Here is a 17,845-nt window from a genome sequence, read left to right as displayed (position 1 = left end):
GCTTTAGGGGTATCCGATCTAATACCCCACCTGAAACTCCCTCTCCGCCTTGATCGTTATCAATTCTCGCCATCTATCAGAGCGTTACCTTCGCTGCAAATCAGCAATGTCGATTTAGAGAGCCACAGGCTCCACACAGGAGATACCCGATGAGCAAATTTTTGGACCGGTTTCGCTACTTCAAACAGAAGGGTGAAACTTTTGCCGATGGGCACGGCCAGGTTCTGGAGACCAACCGGGACTGGGAAGACGGTTACCGTCAGCGCTGGCAGCATGACAAAGTCGTCCGTTCGACCCACGGCGTGAACTGCACTGGCTCATGTAGCTGGAAGATTTTCGTTAAAAACGGCCTGGTGACATGGGAAATGCAGCAGACCGACTATCCGCGTACCCGTCCGGATATGCCAAACCACGAACCTCGTGGCTGCCCGCGTGGTGCAAGCTACTCCTGGTATCTGTACAGCGCCAACCGTCTGAAATACCCTCTGATGCGCAAACGCCTGATGAAAATGTGGCGTGAAGCGAAAGTGCTGCACAGCGATCCAGTTGATGCCTGGGCATCCATTATCGAAGATGCCGACAAAGCAAAAAGCTTTAAGCAGGCGCGCGGTCGCGGTGGTTTTGTTCGTTCTTCCTGGAAAGAGGTCAACGAACTGATTGCCGCTTCAAACGTTTATACCGTTAAAACCTACGGACCGGACCGCGTCGCGGGCTTCTCGCCTATCCCGGCAATGTCGATGGTCTCTTACGCCTCAGGTGCTCGTTATCTGTCGCTTATCGGCGGAACCTGTCTGAGCTTCTACGACTGGTACTGCGACCTGCCGCCAGCCTCTCCGCAGACCTGGGGCGAGCAGACCGACGTGCCGGAATCCGCTGACTGGTACAACTCCAGCTACATTATTGCCTGGGGCTCTAACGTTCCACAGACCCGTACGCCGGATGCCCACTTCTTCACGGAAGTGCGTTACAAAGGCACCAAAACCGTTGCGGTGACCCCGGACTATGCGGAAATTGCCAAGCTGTGCGACCTGTGGCTGGCACCTAAACAGGGTACCGACTCCGCGATGGCGCTGGCGATGGGCCACGTGATGCTGCGTGAGTTCCACCTCGATAAACCCAGCCAGTATTTTACTGACTATGTTCGTCGCTATACCGACATGCCGATGCTGGTCATGCTGGAAGAGCGTGAGGGCTACTATGCAGCGGGCCGTACGCTGCGTGCCGCCGATCTGGTGGATGCGCTGGGTCAGGAAAACAATCCTGAGTGGAAAACGGTCGCCTATAACAATAACGGCGAGCTGGTGGCACCCAACGGCTCTATCGGTTTCCGCTGGGGCGAGAAGGGCAAGTGGAACCTCGAGCAGCGTAACGGTACCACCGGTGAAGAGACTGAACTGCGTCTGAGCATGTTGGGTAGCCAGGACGAAATTGCTGATGTGGGCTTCCCGTACTTCGGCGGCGAAGGGTCCGAGCATTTCAACAAAGTTGAGCTGCAGAACATCCTGATGCATAAGCTGCCGGTCAAACGTCTGCAGCTGGCGGATGGGTCGACGGCGCTGGTGACCACCGTGTATGACCTGACGCTGGCCAACTACGGCCTGGAGCGCGGCCTGAATGATGAAAACTGCGCAACCAGCTACGACGACATCAAAGCGTATACCCCGGCCTGGGCAGAGCAGATCACCGGCGTGCCGCGTGGACACATCACCCGTATCGCCCGTGAATTCGCTGAAAATGCTGACAAGACGCATGGCCGTTCAATGATCATTGTTGGTGCCGGTCTGAACCACTGGTATCACCTTGATATGAACTATCGTGGCCTGATCAACATGCTGATCTTCTGCGGTTGTGTGGGTCAAAGCGGCGGCGGCTGGGCGCACTATGTGGGTCAGGAAAAACTGCGTCCGCAGACGGGCTGGCAGCCACTGGCGTTTGCCCTCGACTGGCAGCGTCCGGCGCGTCATATGAACAGTACGTCTTACTTCTACAACCACTCCAGCCAGTGGCGCTACGAGACGGTAACGGCCCAGGAACTGCTGTCGCCAATGGCGGATAAATCCCGCTACAGCGGCCATCTGATCGACTTCAACGTCCGCGCTGAACGCATGGGCTGGCTGCCGTCTGCACCTCAGTTAGGGACTAACCCGCTGCGCATTGCTGACGAGGCGAAGAAAGCGGGCATGACCCCGGCGGATTACACCGTCAAGGCACTGAAAGACGGCACCATTCGCTTTGCGGCCGAGCAGCCTGAAAACGGCAAAAACCATCCTCGTAACCTGTTTATCTGGCGCTCTAACCTGCTGGGCTCCTCCGGTAAAGGCCACGAGTACATGCTGAAATATCTGCTGGGTACTGAAAACGGTATTCAGGGGAAAGATCTGGGCAAGCAGGGCGGCGTGAAACCAGAAGAAGTGGAGTGGAAAGACAACGGTCTGGACGGCAAGCTGGATCTTGTTGTGACGCTGGACTTCCGTCTGTCCAGTACCTGCCTGTATTCCGATATCGTGCTGCCAACCGCTACCTGGTATGAAAAAGACGACATGAATACCTCGGATATGCATCCGTTTATTCATCCGCTGTCTGCAGCCGTTGACCCGGCGTGGGAATCCAAAAGCGACTGGGATATCTACAAAGATATCGCGAAGAAATTCTCCGAAGTGTGCGTAGGACATCTGGGCAAAGAGACCGATGTGGTGACCCTGCCGATTCAGCACGACTCTGCAGCCGAACTGGCGCAGCCGCTGGACGTGAAGGACTGGAAAAAAGGCGAGTGTGACCTGATCCCGGGCGTGACAGCGCCGCACATTATTCCCGTTGAACGTGACTACCCGGCAACGTACGAACGCTTTACCTCTATCGGCCCGCTGATGGAAAAAGTTGGTAACGGGGGTAAAGGGATTGCGTGGAATACCCAGAGCGAAATGGACCTGCTGCGTAAGCTCAATTACACCAAAGCGGACGGCCCGGCCAAAGGCCAGCCAATGCTGAACACGGCCATTGATGCTGCAGAAATGATCCTGACTCTGGCACCGGAAACCAACGGTCACGTGGCGGTGAAAGCATGGGCGGCACTGAGTGAGTTTACCGGTCGCGATCATACCCATCTGGCGACGAATAAAGAGGAAGAGAAGATCCGCTTCCGCGATATTCAGGCTCAGCCGCGCAAAATTATCTCCAGCCCGACCTGGTCTGGCCTGGAAGATGAACACGTCTCCTACAACGCTGGCTACACCAACGTTCACGAACTGATCCCATGGCGTACCCTGTCCGGTCGTCAGTCCCTTTATCAGGATCACCAGTGGATGCGCGATTTCGGTGAGAGCCTGCTGGTATATCGTCCGCCAATCGATACCCGCTCCGTGAAAGCGGTAATGGGTACGAAATCGAACGGTAACCCGGAGAAGGCGCTGAACTTCCTGACGCCACACCAGAAGTGGGGCATTCACTCCACCTACAGCGACAACCTGCTGATGCTGACGTTGTCCCGCGGTGGCCCGATTGTGTGGATGAGCGAGACGGACGCCAAAGATCTGGGCATTGAAGATAACGACTGGATCGAAGTGTTCAACAGCAACGGTGCGCTGACGGCGCGTGCGGTTGTCAGTCAGCGTGTCCCGGCCGGGATGACCATGATGTACCACGCGCAGGAACGTATCGTTAACCTGCCGGGTTCTGAAATCACCGAGCAGCGCGGCGGCATTCACAACTCCGTGACCCGTATTACGCCAAAACCGACGCACATGATCGGCGGCTATGCGCAGCTGGCCTACGGCTTTAACTACTACGGCACGGTAGGATCTAACCGCGATGAGTTCGTGGTGGTACGTAAGATGAAGAATATTAACTGGTTAGACGGCGAAGGTAATGACCAGGTACAGGAGAGCGTAAAATGAAAATTCGTTCACAAGTCGGCATGGTGCTGAATCTGGATAAATGCATCGGCTGTCATACCTGCTCAGTCACCTGTAAAAACGTCTGGACCAGCCGCGAAGGGATGGAGTACGCGTGGTTCAATAACGTGGAAAGTAAACCCGGCACAGGCTTCCCAACCGACTGGGAAAACCAGGAGAAATGGAAGGGCGGCTGGATCCGTAAAATCAACGGTAAACTGCAGCCGCGCATGGGTAACCGTGCGATGCTGCTCGGTAAAATCTTCGCCAACCCGCATCTGCCGGGCATCGATGATTACTACGAGCCGTTTGATTACGACTACCAGAACCTGCACAACGCGCCGGAAAGCAAACATCAGCCGATCGCACGTCCACGCTCGCTCATTACCGGACAGCGTATGGATAAGATCACCAGCGGTCCAAACTGGGAAGAGATTCTGGGCGGCGAGTTCGAAAAACGCGCCAAAGACCAGAACTTCGAGAACATGCAGAAGGCGATGTACGGCCAGTTCGAAAACACCTTCATGATGTATCTGCCGCGTCTGTGCGAGCACTGCCTTAACCCGGCGTGCGTGGCGACCTGTCCGAGCGGAGCCATCTATAAGCGTGAAGAAGATGGCATTGTGCTGATCGACCAGGATAAGTGCCGCGGCTGGCGTATGTGTATTACCGGTTGCCCGTACAAAAAAATCTACTTCAACTGGAAGAGCGGCAAGTCTGAGAAGTGCATCTTCTGCTATCCGCGTATTGAAGCCGGTATGCCAACCGTCTGCTCTGAGAGCTGCGTGGGCCGTATTCGTTACCTCGGCGTGCTGCTGTACGACGCGGACGCGATTGAAAATGCAGCCAGCACCGAGAACGAGAAAGATCTCTATCAGCGTCAGCTGGACGTTTTCCTTGATCCTAACGATCCGAAAGTGATTGAGCAGGCGCTGAAAGACGGCGTTCCGCAGAGCGTGATTGACGCGGCGCAGCAGTCTCCGGTGTACAAAATGGCGATGGACTGGAAGCTGGCGCTGCCGCTGCATCCGGAATACCGCACGCTGCCGATGGTCTGGTACGTGCCGCCGCTGTCTCCGATCCAGTCTGCTGCGGATGCGGGTGAGCTGGGCAGCAACGGCATTCTGCCAGACGTGGAAAGCCTGCGTATCCCGGTTCAGTATCTGGCAAACCTGTTAACCGCAGGGGATACCCAGCCGGTCCTGCTGGCGCTGAAACGTATGCTGGCGATGCGCCACTTCAAACGCGCTGAAACCGTTGACGGTGTTAACGATACCCGTGCACTGGAAGCGGTAGGTCTGACCGAAGCCCAGGCGCAGGAGATGTACCGTTACCTGGCGATTGCCAATTACGAAGACCGTTTCGTGGTGCCGAGCAGCCACCGTGAACTGGCTCGCGAAGCCTTCCCGGAGAAAAATGGCTGTGGCTTTACTTTTGGCGACGGTTGCCACGGTTCAGACACGAAATTCAATCTCTTCAACAGCCGCCGCATCGATGCCCTGGATGTGACGAGCAAAACGGAGCCGCACCAATGATTGAACTTGTCATTGTTTCGCGTCTGCTCGAGTACCCGGATGCTGCGCTTGCGCAGCATCAGCAGGAGCTCTTTGATGCACTCGCGTCATCTGAAAATCTTGAGAAAGAGGATGCCCAGACACTGGCCGTTTTCCTCCGGGACCTGTTAGCGCGCGATTTACTGGATGCGCAGGCGGATTACAGCCAGCTGTTTGACCGCGGACGCGCGACGTCGCTGCTGCTGTTCGAACATGTTCACGGTGAGTCACGTGACCGCGGTCAGGCGATGGTTGACCTGATGGGACAGTACGAGCAACACGGCCTGCAGCTCGATAGCCGCGAGCTGCCGGACCACCTGCCGCTCTATCTTGAGTATCTGGCGCAGTTGCCTAAAGAGGAGGCGCTGGGTGGTCTGCAGGACATCGCGCCGATCCTGGCGCTGCTCGGCGCACGACTTCAGCAGCGCGAGAGCCGTTACGCGGTGCTGTTCGACCTGCTGGTGAAACTCGCCAACGCATCGGTCGACAGTGAAAAAGTTGCGGAGAAGATCGCCGATGAAGCCCGCGATGATACGCCACAGGCGCTGGATGCGGTCTGGGAGGAAGAGCAGGTGAAATTCATGGCTGACCAGAACTGCGGTGAGTCTGAAATCTCTGCTCACCAACGTCGTTTTGCCGGAGCCGTTGCCCCGCAATATTTGAATATCTCTAACGGAGGACAGCAATAATGCACTTCCTGAATATGTTCTTCTTTGACATTTACCCGTATATCGCGGGCACCGTGTTCCTGGTGGGAAGCTGGCTGCGTTATGACTACGGCCAGTACACCTGGCGTGCTGCCTCCAGCCAGATGCTCGATCGCAAAGGGATGAACCTGGCTTCTAACCTGTTCCACATCGGGATCCTGGGGATTTTTGCGGGTCACTTCCTCGGAATGCTGACGCCGCACTGGATGTATGAGTCATTCCTGCCGATTGAGGTGAAGCAGAAAATGGCGATGATTGCCGGCGGAGCCTGCGGCGTGATGACGCTGGTGGGCGGTTTACTGCTGCTCAAACGCCGTCTGTTCAGCCCGCGCGTTCGCGCGACCACCACCGGTGCGGACATTCTGATTTTGTCCCTGCTGATGGTGCAGTGTGCGCTGGGTCTGCTGACCATTCCGTTCTCGGCTCAGCATATGGATGGCAGCGAAATGATGAAGCTGGTCGGCTGGGCGCAGTCTGTGGTGACCTTCCACGGTGGGGCGTCTGAGCACCTTGACGGTGTGGCGTTTATCTTCCGCGTGCACCTGGTGCTCGGGATGACGCTGTTTGTGCTGTTCCCGTTCTCTCGTCTGGTGCATATCTGGAGCGCACCGGTGGAGTATCTGACGCGCAAATATCAGATTGTTCGCGCCCGTCGCTAATGTGCTGATTTGATCCCAACCCCGCACTCGCGGGGTTTTTTCTCGCCCCAGCCCAGGTTATTACCTGCCGCCGCAAACAGTATCAATGCACCCCCTGCCAGTTGCGTGATATTCAGCGAGTGTCCGAACACCACGTTATCGACAATTATGGCCACCACGGGATAGATAAAAGACAGAGAACCGGTAACGGGCGTCGGGAGCTTCTGGATCGCGCTATACAGCAACTGATACATGATCCCGGTGTGGACGACACCTAACGTCAGTAAAATCGGCCATGGGAAATCAGCTGAAAATGCCGGCTGGTGGGCGAAGGGCAACAGCATGACCACGCCGGTCAGTACCTGAATAAAGGCGATATGCTGGGGCGCAACTGATTTCAGTCTGCGGGCGATTATGGCTGTCAGTGCGTAGAAGAAAGCGGCCCCCATCGCCAGAGCGATTCCTGCGAGCCAGCCTTCGCCCTGTGCGCCATTCAGCTCACTGGAGAGCAGGATGACCACGCCGCCAAAGGCGAGAACGAGCCAACCCCATTTCACCAGGCTCACGCGTTCTCCTAAAAACATCCCCATCAACACCAGCATAAACGGCTGAGTGTTATAGACCACGGTAGAAAGGCCGATTGAAATACGTTCATAAGCCGCGAACAGCAGCAACCAGTTCACCACTAACGCAACACCGCCCAGAATTGCCAGCAGTAGCGTGACCCGGGTGAGCGGACTAAATGGTTTTCGACTTATTCGGATGAAAATAAAAAGGGCCATCGCCCCGATCAGGCATCGCCAGAAAACCACTTCCGTCACCGGCAGGCCGGAAAGCAGAACAAACGCGCCAATCGAGCCGGAAATTAACATCGCCAGGCTCATCTGCCAGACGCCTTTTTGTACATCACCCATTGTTCACCTCCTGATTAATGACGATATTGTCGAATACCGCTGTCGGGAATAACATGGCTGATATAAGGTGAAATACAGTGATGGCTTTTTTAAATTAGGTAAAAACGATGGAAAACCTTCTCGATGATATCGATCGCCAAATCCTGGCCTGTCTGGTTGAGGATGCGCGCATGTCGCTAAAGGTACTCAGCGGACGTATTGGACTGACATCTCCCAGTACAGCAGAGCGTCTGAAAAGACTGGAAGAGCGCGGGGTGATTGAAGGGTATGGCGCGCGCGTCAATCTGACGGCGTTGGGGTATACGTTGCAGGCGCTGGTGCGGGTTCGTCCTTTACCGGGGTTGCTGCAAAAAGTAGATAAGTACATTCAGGCCATGCCGGAATGTATTGAGAGCGATAAAGTCACCGGTGAAGACTGCTTTGTTATCAGGCTGGTCGTGCGGTCGATTGAGCAACTGGATGCGTTGCTTGATGGTCTGGCGGAACATGCTCAGTGTAATACGTCGATCGTGAAAAGTTCACCGGTGAAGCGTCGGTTGCCACCAATGTGATCGTCTGTTGCTATGCATGACACATCGTTTGAAATACATCACTGGATTAGCTTTGAGATGATGGTGGTGGGGGAAGGATTCGAACCTTCGAAGTCGATGACGGCAGATTTACAGTCTGCTCCCTTTGGCCGCTCGGGAACCCCACCAGGGGTAATTCAAATTTTGAGGTAATGCTGAGAGATGGTGGTGGGGGAAGGATTCGAACCTTCGAAGTCGATGACGGCAGATTTACAGTCTGCTCCCTTTGGCCGCTCGGGAACCCCACCACGGGGTAATGCTATTTACTGGCCTGCTTCCTGCTGGAAGCGGGGCGCATCATATCAAATGAGACGCCCCTGTAAAGCGTTACCACAATAAAAATAAACTGGTTGCCTGAATTTTACGCGTTAAGCTGTAAAGCTAACCAGTTCATTTTCTTGTCGATTAAAGAATAATCGTTCTGTTACCGTAAACGAACACACGTTGCGCCAGCACCTGATAGAGCGCACGACTGAGTACGTTCTTCTCTACGTCACGCCCGGCGCGCATCATATCTTCTGCGGTATAGGTGTGATCCACGTGAATCACGTCCTGCATAATGATTGGGCCTTCGTCCAGGTTGTCATTCACGTAGTGCGCGGTGGCGCCGATGATTTTCACACCGCGTTCGTACGCCTGGTGATAAGGACGTGCACCGATAAAGGCTGGCAGGAATGAGTGATGGATGTTGATGATCTTGTTCGGGAAACGCGCCACGAAGGATGGGGTCAGCACACGCATGTATTTCGCCAGTACCACGTAATCCGGGTTATGCGCTTCGATAGCATTTGCCATCAGGTTGTCATGTTCTTCACGGGTATGGCCTTCATGGCTGACCAGTTCAAACGGAATATCAAAACGTTCAACCAGCGTGCGCAGCGTCTCGTGGTTACCGATAACGGCAGCGATTTCAACATCAAGGCCACCGTAGTTTGCTTTCATCAACAGATCGCCAAGACAGTGGGCTTCTTTCGTCACAAGAATAACCACGCGACGACGGCCAGCGGGTGTCAGTTCACGCACGGAGCCTTCAGGCAGCGCGCTGTCGAGATCGGCAAGCAGGGTAGTGTCGTTGAAAATCCCTTCGAGTTCGGTACGCATAAAGAAGCGTCCGGTACGGTGGTCAACGAACTCGTTGTTCTGCACGATATTCAGTTCATGCTTGTAACAAATGTTGGTAATTCGTGCGATCAGCCCTTTTTGATCGGGACAGATGGTGCGCAGAACTTTACGTTGTAGTGATTGCATCGCCGGGAAATCCTGTTTGAGTATTTGCGAAGTCTGGGTTGTCAGGCATTACTGCCCGCAACACTTTTTAAATTTTTTACCTGAACCACAAGGGCAGGGATCGTTACGACCAAACTGTGGGCGCGTTCCGTCAATATAATACCATTGCCCGCTTTCCTTTAAGAACCGGGAACGTTCGATAATGGCACCGGGCTTATTGCGTTCGATAAAGCGGGCAACGAAGCTGACATAACCTTCATCAGCATCACTTCCCGTTGACGATTCATAGACGGTAAGGCCGAGCCATTGGGTATTAGCAAACCCGGCTTCAATATCCTGTCTGAAATCGGCAGCGTGGCAGGATGGGTGCCAGGTTTTAATCAGGTAGTCTGCGTCTTTGATCACAAAAGCAGTATACCGTGAACGCATGAGGTGTGACGGGTCTGGTGCAACCTGATCGCCAGACAGATATCGCTGGCAACATAGGCTATACTCCAGAGCGCTACCACAAGGGCAGAGTTGAGACACGATTCTCTTCCTGGAACAAAAAATAAGGGCGTTAAACGCTTCGGGTAGCACCATGTTAACTGAGCAGTTGCGTTGATGCTATGTCAGGAATCCAGGGGACGTAAAACAGGGCTAATGAGAAAGGTTAAAATTGGACTGGCGCTGGGCTCAGGTGCAGCCCGGGGATGGTCGCACATCGGCGTGATAAATGCCTTAAAGCAGATGGGCATTGACGTTGATATTGTTGCAGGGTGTTCAATCGGATCGCTTGTGGGGTCCGCATACGCGTGCGGAAAGCTTCCGGAACTTGAAACCTGGGTACGCTCCTTCAGTTACTGGGACGTATTGCGCCTGATGGATCTCTCGTGGCAGCGCGGTGGGTTGCTGCGCGGTGAACGGGTCTTTAACCAGTTCCGTCAGATTATGCCTCTCGATGACTTCAGTCATTGTCAGTTACCCTTCGGTGCCGTTGCGACGAACCTCAGTACCGGCCGCGAACTCTGGCTTACCGAAGGGGATATCCATCTTGCCGTTCGCGCGTCCTGCAGCATGCCGGGCTTAATGGCCCCTGTTCCACACAACGGTTACTGGCTTGTCGACGGAGGCGTTGTTAACCCGGTCCCCATTTCCCTGACCCGCGCTATGGGTGCCGATATCGTTATTGCTGTGGATTTACAGCACGACGCTCATCTGATGCAACAAGACCTGATGCCAGTCAATCTTCAGAGTGAAGATGCCGAGGGCGAAAAACTGGCCTGGCATGAGCGTCTGCGCGGACGTCTCGGGCGGATGGCCGCCCGGCGTGCGGTAACTGCACCCACGGCGATTGAAATTATGACGACCTCAATCCAGGTCCTGGAGAACCGCCTCAAGCGCAACCGCATGGCTGGCGACCCGCCGGATATTCTGCTTCAGCCGTATTGTCCGCAAATTTCTACCCTTGATTTCCATCGGGCTGAGGCCGCCATCGCAGCGGGCTCGTTAGCCGTCGAAAAGAAAATAGATGAGTTGCTGCCTTTTGTGCGAACAGCACGTTAAGCACCTTTTTTTGACTACTTCAGCAAAATCTGACAGGCGACGGTGCCGATAGCATGCCACTATGTAGTTACTGTCAGCCAGGGGAGGAACCATGACGAAGCCATTGGCCGGAAAACACATTTTGATTGTTGAAGACGAGCCCGTTTTCCGATCGCTACTGGATTCGTGGTTATCATCACTGGGGGCAAACACTTCACTGGCTGACGATGGCATCGACGCGCTGGAAAAAATGGTCAATATCACGCCTGATCTGATGATTTGTGACCTTGAGATGCCACGGATGAATGGACTGAAGCTGGTCGAACATCTGCGCAATGAAGCCAACCAGATGCCGATACTGGTGATTTCCGCCACAGAGAACATGGCGGATATAGCCAAAGCCTTGCGTCTGGGGGTTCAGGATATTCTGCTTAAACCGGTTAAAGATCTTAACCGGCTTCGTGAAACCGTCTTAGCCTGTCTTTATCCCAATATGTTTAATTCCCGGGTTGAGGAAGAGGAACGCCTTTTCCAGGACTGGGACGCCTTAGTGAGTAATCCCCCTGCGGCGGCGAAACTGTTGCAAGAACTTCAACCGCCGGTGCAACAAAATATTTCTCACTGTCGTGTGAATTATCGCCAGCTGGTGGCCGCTGACCAGCCAGGGCTGGTGCTCGATATTGCGCCATTATCGGATTCAGACCTTGCATTTTATTGTCTTGATGTCACCCGGGCAGGGGATAATGGTGTATTAGCCGCGTTATTACTTCGCGCGCTATTTAACGGGTTGCTGCAGGAACAACTCTCCCATCAGGGACAGCGGCTTCCCGAGTTAGGCAGTTTACTCAAACAGGTAAACCAGCTTTTTCGTCAGGCCAATTTACCCGGACAGTTTCCGCTGTTGGTAGGTTATTACCACAGCGGTTTGAAAAATCTTATCCTCGTTTCCGCGGGGCTTAATGCCTCGCTGAATACCGGGGAACATCATATTCAGGTCAGTAACGGTGTCCCGCTTGGAACATTGGGTACGGCTTATCTTAATCAAATTAGCCATCGCTGTTCCTCCTGGCAGTGCCAAATTTGGGGTGCCGGGGGACGGCTACGCTTAATGTTGTCCACGGAATAAGCAGTTGGATCTTAATTTTAAGATTGCTTTACCTGTGATTTATGGGGAGTGCTACTATCGCTGCCCGGAATCATGCGTATTTGTCCTAATTGATCGGCAACGCGTTCTTTTCAGACCCGGACTGCGGGATGAGGCTGATATACTTAACGCGTTATTTATTGCATAAAAGTTCAAAACTTGAACAGCTCAGGAGAATTTGAATGGCTGCCCTAAATTCGAAAGTCAGAAAGGCCGTCATCCCGGTAGCGGGATTGGGGACCAGGATGTTACCAGCAACTAAGGCGATTCCTAAAGAGATGCTGCCTCTGGTTGATAAGCCATTAATTCAGTATGTCGTTAACGAATGTATCGCGGCCGGCATTACTGAAATTGTGCTGGTTACACATTCATCAAAAAACTCTATCGAAAACCATTTCGATACAAGTTTTGAACTCGAAGCCATGCTGGAAAAACGTGTTAAGCGCCAGCTGCTGGAAGAAGTTCAGTCTATTTGCCCGCCACACGTCACCATTATGCAGGTGCGTCAGGGTCTGGCTAAAGGTCTTGGCCACGCAGTCATGTGTGCGCATCCCGTAGTAGGCGATGAGCCTGTTGCGGTGATCCTGCCTGACGTTATTCTGGACGAATATGAATCAGATCTTTCTCAGGACAATCTGGCTGAGATGATCAAACGCTTCGATGAAACAGGCAGCAGCCAGATCATGGTTGAACCTGTGGATGACGTTACCGCATACGGTGTTGTTGACTGCAAAGGCGTTAACCTTGAACCGGGTGAGAGCGTGCCGATGATTGGCGTGGTTGAGAAGCCTAAGGCCGACGTAGCGCCTTCTAATCTGGCGGTTGTAGGTCGTTATGTCCTGAGTGCTGAAATCTGGCCTCTGCTGGCGAAAACGCCTCCAGGAGCGGGTGATGAAATCCAGCTTACCGATGCCATTGATATGCTGATCGAGAAAGAGACCGTTGAAGCTTACCATATGAAAGGTAAGAGCCATGACTGCGGTAATAAGCTCGGTTATATGCAGGCGTTTGTAGAATATGGCATTCGCCACAATACGCTCGGTGAAGAATTTAAAGCCTGGCTCAAAGAGAGCGCGGGTATTAAGAAATAACTCAGGCTTCATTTGATCTGAACCGGTGAGGCTCTGCCCACCGGTTTTTTTATGCCCATAACACGCCGTCATCACGTCCGATTGTAAGGCAAACTAAATAGCCAAATAACGCTTTATGACAGAGTGTAAGGGGATGTTTGCGGTAAATTGCGGGTAAAAAAAATCCCGCATTACGCGGGATTTTTCTGGAAGCGAGATGATTAATCCTTGATCAGGAAGTCATCCAGCTGTTTACCTTGCTCGTCCATTGCTTTCTTGATAACAGCAGGAGTACGACCCTGGCCGGTCCAGGTTTTAGTTTCGCCGTTCTCGTCAACATAGCTATATTTAGCAGGACGAGCAGCGCGTTTTGCTTTGGTACCGGTTTTAGCTGCAGCCATGCTGTTCAGCAATTCATTTGGATCGATACCATCAGCAATCAGCATTTCACGATATTGCTGCAGTTTACGAGTACGCTCTTCGATTTCAGCAGCAGCAGCGCTTTCTTCTTCGCGACGTTCATTAACTACAACTTCTAATTTTTCCAGCATTTCTTCAAGCGTTTCGAGGGTACATTCTCTTGCCTGCGCACGAAGAGTACGGATGTTGTTCAGAATTTTAAGTGCTTCGCTCATTGTAGTAATCTCAAACTTATAATGGGGGGTGGTTTGTTGTCCTAATAATAGAGCGATAAATTCAGTTGTGCAATAGCTGGGAATGTAAGGAATTCAAAAAATAGTGAATATTGCCGCTATTATTAATTACGCTAACTTAAATTTCATAACCCGCCAGTCTCGCTTGTTATCACGTAAAGTGGCTTAACGCAGTCGATTGCATCTTTTTTTTGTGACATTTGCCTCAGGAATTATAGTTGCGGCGGATAAATATCAGCCTTTTGTATTAGTTTACACCGGGTATGTTAAGGCAGAAATAGTTAATAAATAGTGAATTTTAATGAACGATGATTCCACTATAAAATGAAGTGTTATGTTTGGCTGGCCCTATAACATATTGGCTGGGGTGGATGCGTTTACTTCATGTTTTAACGCAGTATTTTTGCAAAATGCCGGCGGTAAACCTCGCGCTGAACCGCATAGTCTGTGCGTCGTATCGCTGATAACCAGACAAAATATGGTACAATGAATCATCGGTAATATTACACATTGATTAGGGTTTTACGGCCAATGGCACAACTTTATTTCTACTATTCGGCAATGAATGCCGGGAAATCGACAGCGCTACTGCAATCCTCATACAATTACCAGGAACGTGGGATGCGTACCGTTGTTTATACGGCTGAAATTGACGACCGCTTTGGTGCAGGGAAGGTGAGTTCCAGAATAGGCCTCTCATCGCCTGCAAGGCTGTTTAACCCGCAAACCGACCTGCTGGAGGATATCCGCGCAGCGCATGCTTCACAGCCCATCCATTGTGTTCTGGTTGATGAAAGCCAGTTTCTGACGCGTGAGCAAGTTCATGCGCTTTCAGAGGTTGTCGATGAGCTTGATATTCCCGTTCTGTGCTATGGGTTGCGCACTGACTTTCGTGGTGAGCTATTTGCCGGCAGCCAGTATTTACTTGCGTGGTCGGATAAACTCGTTGAACTTAAAACCATCTGTTTTTGCGGCCGTAAAGCCAGCATGGTGCTTCGCCTCGACCAGGCCGGAAAACCCTATGCTGATGGCGAGCAGGTAGTGATAGGTGGCAATGAACGCTACGTATCAGTGTGCCGTAAGCATTATAAGGAAGCGTTGATTGTCGGCTCACTGACGGCGCTTCAGCCTGACAACCGCAAATAATCCTTCACAGTAAAATGTAGACATAAAAAAACCCGCCAGAGGCGGGTTTTTTATCAGGCTGTCAGTTACGCGTTTTTCTTCGCTTTCTTGTCAGCTTTAATGACAGGTGAGTCTACTTTCACAGCAACAGTGTCATTTTCTTTAAACTCGCGGCCGTAGAAGGTATCCAGCAGGATCTGTTTCAGCTCAGAGATCAGCGGGTAGCGCGGGTTAGCACCGGTACACTGGTCATCGAATGCATCTTCAGACAGCTTATCAACATGCGCGAGGAAGTCAGCTTCCTGAACGCCCGCTTCACGGATAGATTTAGGAATACCCAGCTCAGCTTTAAGACTTTCCAGCCATGCCAGCAGTTTCTCAATCTTCGCCGCAGTACGGTCGCCCGGTGCGCTCAGACCCAGGTGGTCTGCGATTTCAGCGTAACGACGACGTGCCTGTGGACGGTCGTACTGGCTGAAAGCAGTCTGCTTGGTTGGGTTGTCGTTCGCGTTATAACGGATAACGTTGCTGATCAACAGGGCGTTCGCCAGACCGTGAGGAATGTGGAACTGTGAACCCAGTTTGTGTGCCATTGAGTGGCAAACACCCAGGAAGGCGTTAGCAAACGCGATACCGGCGATGGTTGCTGCACTGTGAACACGTTCACGGGCAACCGGGTTTTTAGACCCTTCATTATAAGACGCTGGCAGGTTTTCTTTCAGCAGTTTCAGAGCCTGCAGAGCCTGGCCGTCAGAGAACTCAGAAGCCAGTACGGAAACGTAAGCTTCCAGGGCGTGAGTCACGGCATCCAGACCACCGAACGCACAGAGTGATTTCGGCATTTCCATGACCAGGTTGGCATCAACGATAGCCATATCTGGCGTCAGCGCGTAGTCAGCCAGTGGGTATTTCTGACCGGTTGCATCGTCGGTTACAACGGCAAACGGCGTGACTTCTGAACCTGTACCGGAAGTGGTAGTAACGGCGATCATTTTCGCTTTTACGCCCATTTTCGGGAACTTGTAGATACGTTTACGGATGTCCATAAAGCGCAGCGCCAGTTCTTCGAAGTGTGTTTCTGGGTGCTCGTACATAACCCACATGATTTTCGCGGCGTCCATTGGGGAACCACCACCCAGTGCGATGATCACATCGGGTTTGAAGGAGTTCGCCAGTTCAGCACCTTTACGTACTACGGTCAGGGTTGGGTCAGCTTCAACTTCAAAGAACACTTCAGTTTCAACGCCAGCCGCTTTCAGAACAGACGTGATCTGGTCTGCGTAGCCGTTGTTGAACAGGAAACGGTCAGTCACGATGAGCGCACGTTTGTGGCCATCAGTAATCACTTCATCCAGCGCGATTGGCAGAGAGCCACGGCGGAAGTAGATAGATTTCGGAAGTTTGTGCCACAACATGTTTTCAGCTCGCTTAGCAACGGTTTTCTTGTTGATCAGGTGTTTTGGACCAACGTTTTCAGAGATGGAGTTACCACCCCAGGAACCACAACCCAGAGTCAGGGAAGGTGCGAGTTTGAAGTTGTACAGGTCACCGATACCACCCTGAGAAGCCGGGGTGTTAATCAGGATGCGCGCAGTTTTCATCATCTGACCGAAGTGAGCAACGCGCTCTGGCTGGTTATCCTGGTCGGTGTACAGGCAAGAGGTATGACCGATACCCCCCATTGCAACCAGTTTCTCCGCTTTTACTACCGCGTCTTCGAAATCTTTCGCACGGTACATAGCAAGCGTAGGCGAGAGTTTTTCGTGAGCGAACGGTTCGCTTTCGTCGACAACTTTAACTTCGCCGATCAGAATCTTGGTGGTTGCCGGAACGGTAAAGCCGGCGAGTTCAGCGATTTTATAGGCTGGCTGACCAACGATGGCGGCGTTCAGCGCGCCGTTTTTCAGAATGATATCCTGAACGGCTTTCAGCTCTTTGCCCTGCAGCATGTAGCCGCCGTGGCTGGCGAAACGTTCGCGAACCGCATCATAGACGGAATCTACAACAACAACGGACTGTTCAGACGCACAGATAACACCGTTGTCGAAGGTTTTAGACATCAGTACAGATGCAACAGCACGTTTAATATCGGCCGTTTCGTCGATAACAACAGGCGTGTTACCCGCACCTACACCGATAGCCGGTTTACCGGAGCTGTATGCTGCTTTAACCATGCCAGGACCACCGGTTGCCAGGATCAGGTTAATGTCCGGGTGGTGCATCAGGGCGTTAGACAGTTCAACAGACGGTTGGTCGATCCAGCCGATCAGATCTTTTGGCGCACCCGCAGCGATAGCAGCCTGCAGCACGATATCCGCTGCTTTGTTGGTGGCATCTTTAGCACGTGGGTGAGGGGAGAAGATGATTGCGTTACGGGTCTTCAGACTGATCAGCGATTTGAAGATGGCAGTAGACGTTGGGTTAGTCGTTGGAACGATACCGCAAATAATACCGATAGGTTCAGCAATGGTGATGGTACCGAAGGTATGATCTTCAGCCAGGACGCCGCAAGTCTTCTCATCTTTATAGGCGTTATAGATATACTCTGAAGCAAAGTGGTTTTTGATCACTTTATCTTCAACGATACCCATGCCGGATTCAGCAACGGCCATTTTAGCGAGAGGGATTCGAGCATCTGCAGCAGCCAGAGCGGCCGCGCGGAAGATTTTATCAACCTGTTCTTGGGTGAAATTGGCGTATTCACGCTGGGCTTTTTTCACGCGCTCGACGAGTGCGTTCAGTTCAGCGATATTAGTAACAGCCATAATGCTCTCCTGATAATGTTTAAACTCTTTTAGTAAACCAGCGCTCGATACGTCTGACAGTATAGA

14 protein-coding genes and 2 tRNA genes are annotated in these 17,845 nt (G+C 52.6%); 9 read left to right on the top strand and 7 right to left on the bottom strand.

Translation table 11 applies throughout. The features are described 5' to 3' along the window. The first annotated feature begins 149 nt into the window (after positions 1 to 149). From QRN24_RS05915 to narI, 4 genes are read left to right on the top strand one after another with little or no spacing between them, the layout of a single operon-like run. The gene (locus tag QRN24_RS05915; protein ID WP_284942478.1) at positions 150 to 3,893 is read left to right on the top strand and encodes a nitrate reductase subunit alpha; all 3,744 of its coding nucleotides are present in this window, start codon (positions 150 to 152) and stop codon (positions 3,891 to 3,893) included. Next, entirely contained in the window at positions 3,890 to 5,425 is a 1,536-nt protein-coding gene (gene narH, locus QRN24_RS05910; protein ID WP_014170471.1) for a nitrate reductase subunit beta, read from the top strand. The genes QRN24_RS05915 and narH overlap by 4 nt, the downstream gene beginning before the upstream one ends. Beyond that, entirely contained in the window at positions 5,422 to 6,132 is a 711-nt protein-coding gene (narJ, locus tag QRN24_RS05905) for a nitrate reductase molybdenum cofactor assembly chaperone (protein ID WP_040017698.1), read from the top strand. The genes narH and narJ overlap by 4 nt, the downstream gene beginning before the upstream one ends. After that, on the top strand, positions 6,132 to 6,809 hold the full coding sequence (gene narI / locus QRN24_RS05900; protein ID WP_014170469.1) for a respiratory nitrate reductase subunit gamma: 678 nt from the start codon (positions 6,132 to 6,134) through the stop codon (positions 6,807 to 6,809). The genes narJ and narI overlap by 1 nt, the downstream gene beginning before the upstream one ends. Here narI and QRN24_RS05895 read toward each other — a convergent pair. Beyond that, on the bottom strand, positions 6,806 to 7,702 hold the full coding sequence (locus tag QRN24_RS05895) for a DMT family transporter (protein WP_284942476.1): 897 nt from the start codon (positions 7,700 to 7,702) through the stop codon (positions 6,806 to 6,808). The two genes, narI and QRN24_RS05895, sit on opposite strands and share 4 nt — an antisense overlap. 107 nt (positions 7,703 to 7,809) lie before the next feature. Here QRN24_RS05895 and QRN24_RS05890 point away from each other — a divergent pair, with 107 nt between their 5' ends. Continuing rightward, positions 7,810 to 8,253, top strand: a complete 444-nt coding sequence (locus QRN24_RS05890) for an Lrp/AsnC family transcriptional regulator (protein ID WP_014170457.1) — start codon at positions 7,810 to 7,812, stop codon at positions 8,251 to 8,253. Positions 8,254 to 8,314: 61 nt separating this feature from the next. Here QRN24_RS05890 and QRN24_RS05885 read toward each other — a convergent pair. The 4 genes from QRN24_RS05885 to QRN24_RS05870 form a co-directional block, all read right to left on the bottom strand. Then, positions 8,315 to 8,399: transfer RNA gene (locus QRN24_RS05885), tRNA-Tyr, on the bottom strand. Positions 8,400 to 8,434: 35 nt separating this feature from the next. Next, positions 8,435 to 8,519: transfer RNA gene (locus tag QRN24_RS05880), tRNA-Tyr, on the bottom strand. A gap of 157 nt (positions 8,520 to 8,676) precedes the next feature. After that, on the bottom strand, positions 8,677 to 9,519 hold the full coding sequence (purU, locus tag QRN24_RS05875) for a formyltetrahydrofolate deformylase (RefSeq protein WP_014170456.1): 843 nt from the start codon (positions 9,517 to 9,519) through the stop codon (positions 8,677 to 8,679). A gap of 48 nt (positions 9,520 to 9,567) precedes the next feature. Beyond that, positions 9,568 to 10,026, bottom strand: coding sequence for a YchJ family protein (locus QRN24_RS05870; RefSeq protein WP_025203926.1), 459 nt, complete (start codon positions 10,024 to 10,026; stop codon positions 9,568 to 9,570). Between the two features lie 114 nt (positions 10,027 to 10,140). On the opposite strand from QRN24_RS05870, the gene rssA reads away from it, so the two are divergent. The 3 genes from rssA to galU all read left to right on the top strand — a co-directional run bounded on the left by rssA (position 10,141) and on the right by galU (position 13,257). Further along, positions 10,141 to 11,043: a patatin-like phospholipase RssA gene (gene rssA / locus QRN24_RS05865; protein ID WP_032669742.1), complete on the top strand. Its 903-nt coding sequence runs from the start codon at positions 10,141 to 10,143 to the stop codon at positions 11,041 to 11,043. Positions 11,044 to 11,134: 91 nt separating this feature from the next. Then, the gene (gene rssB / locus QRN24_RS05860; protein ID WP_014170453.1) at positions 11,135 to 12,148 is read left to right on the top strand and encodes a two-component system response regulator RssB; all 1,014 of its coding nucleotides are present in this window, start codon (positions 11,135 to 11,137) and stop codon (positions 12,146 to 12,148) included. Positions 12,149 to 12,348: 200 nt separating this feature from the next. Next, on the top strand, positions 12,349 to 13,257 hold the full coding sequence (galU, locus tag QRN24_RS05855; protein ID WP_014170452.1) for a UTP--glucose-1-phosphate uridylyltransferase GalU: 909 nt from the start codon (positions 12,349 to 12,351) through the stop codon (positions 13,255 to 13,257). 200 nt (positions 13,258 to 13,457) lie between these two features. Here galU and hns read toward each other — a convergent pair whose 3' ends face one another. Further along, complete coding sequence (hns, locus tag QRN24_RS05850; RefSeq protein WP_008502781.1) at positions 13,458 to 13,871, bottom strand: histone-like nucleoid-structuring protein H-NS; 414 nt, start codon at positions 13,869 to 13,871, stop codon at positions 13,458 to 13,460. A gap of 549 nt (positions 13,872 to 14,420) precedes the next feature. Between hns and tdk the strand changes: the two genes are divergently transcribed. Continuing rightward, complete coding sequence (gene tdk, locus QRN24_RS05845) at positions 14,421 to 15,035, top strand: thymidine kinase (protein WP_032669745.1); 615 nt, start codon at positions 14,421 to 14,423, stop codon at positions 15,033 to 15,035. A gap of 65 nt (positions 15,036 to 15,100) precedes the next feature. Here the strand turns inward: tdk and adhE are convergent, their stop codons facing one another. Beyond that, the gene (adhE, locus tag QRN24_RS05840; protein ID WP_032678337.1) at positions 15,101 to 17,779 is read right to left on the bottom strand and encodes a bifunctional acetaldehyde-CoA/alcohol dehydrogenase; all 2,679 of its coding nucleotides are present in this window, start codon (positions 17,777 to 17,779) and stop codon (positions 15,101 to 15,103) included. Positions 17,780 to 17,845 lie beyond the last annotated feature (66 nt).

Origin of the sequence: Enterobacter sp. MEB024 (assembly GCF_030209635.1) — a bacterium.
Classification (GTDB): domain Bacteria; phylum Pseudomonadota; class Gammaproteobacteria; order Enterobacterales; family Enterobacteriaceae; genus Enterobacter; species Enterobacter ludwigii.
The sequence above is the reverse complement of the archived record's forward strand: the minus strand, read 5'-3'. Positions and strand labels throughout refer to the sequence as shown.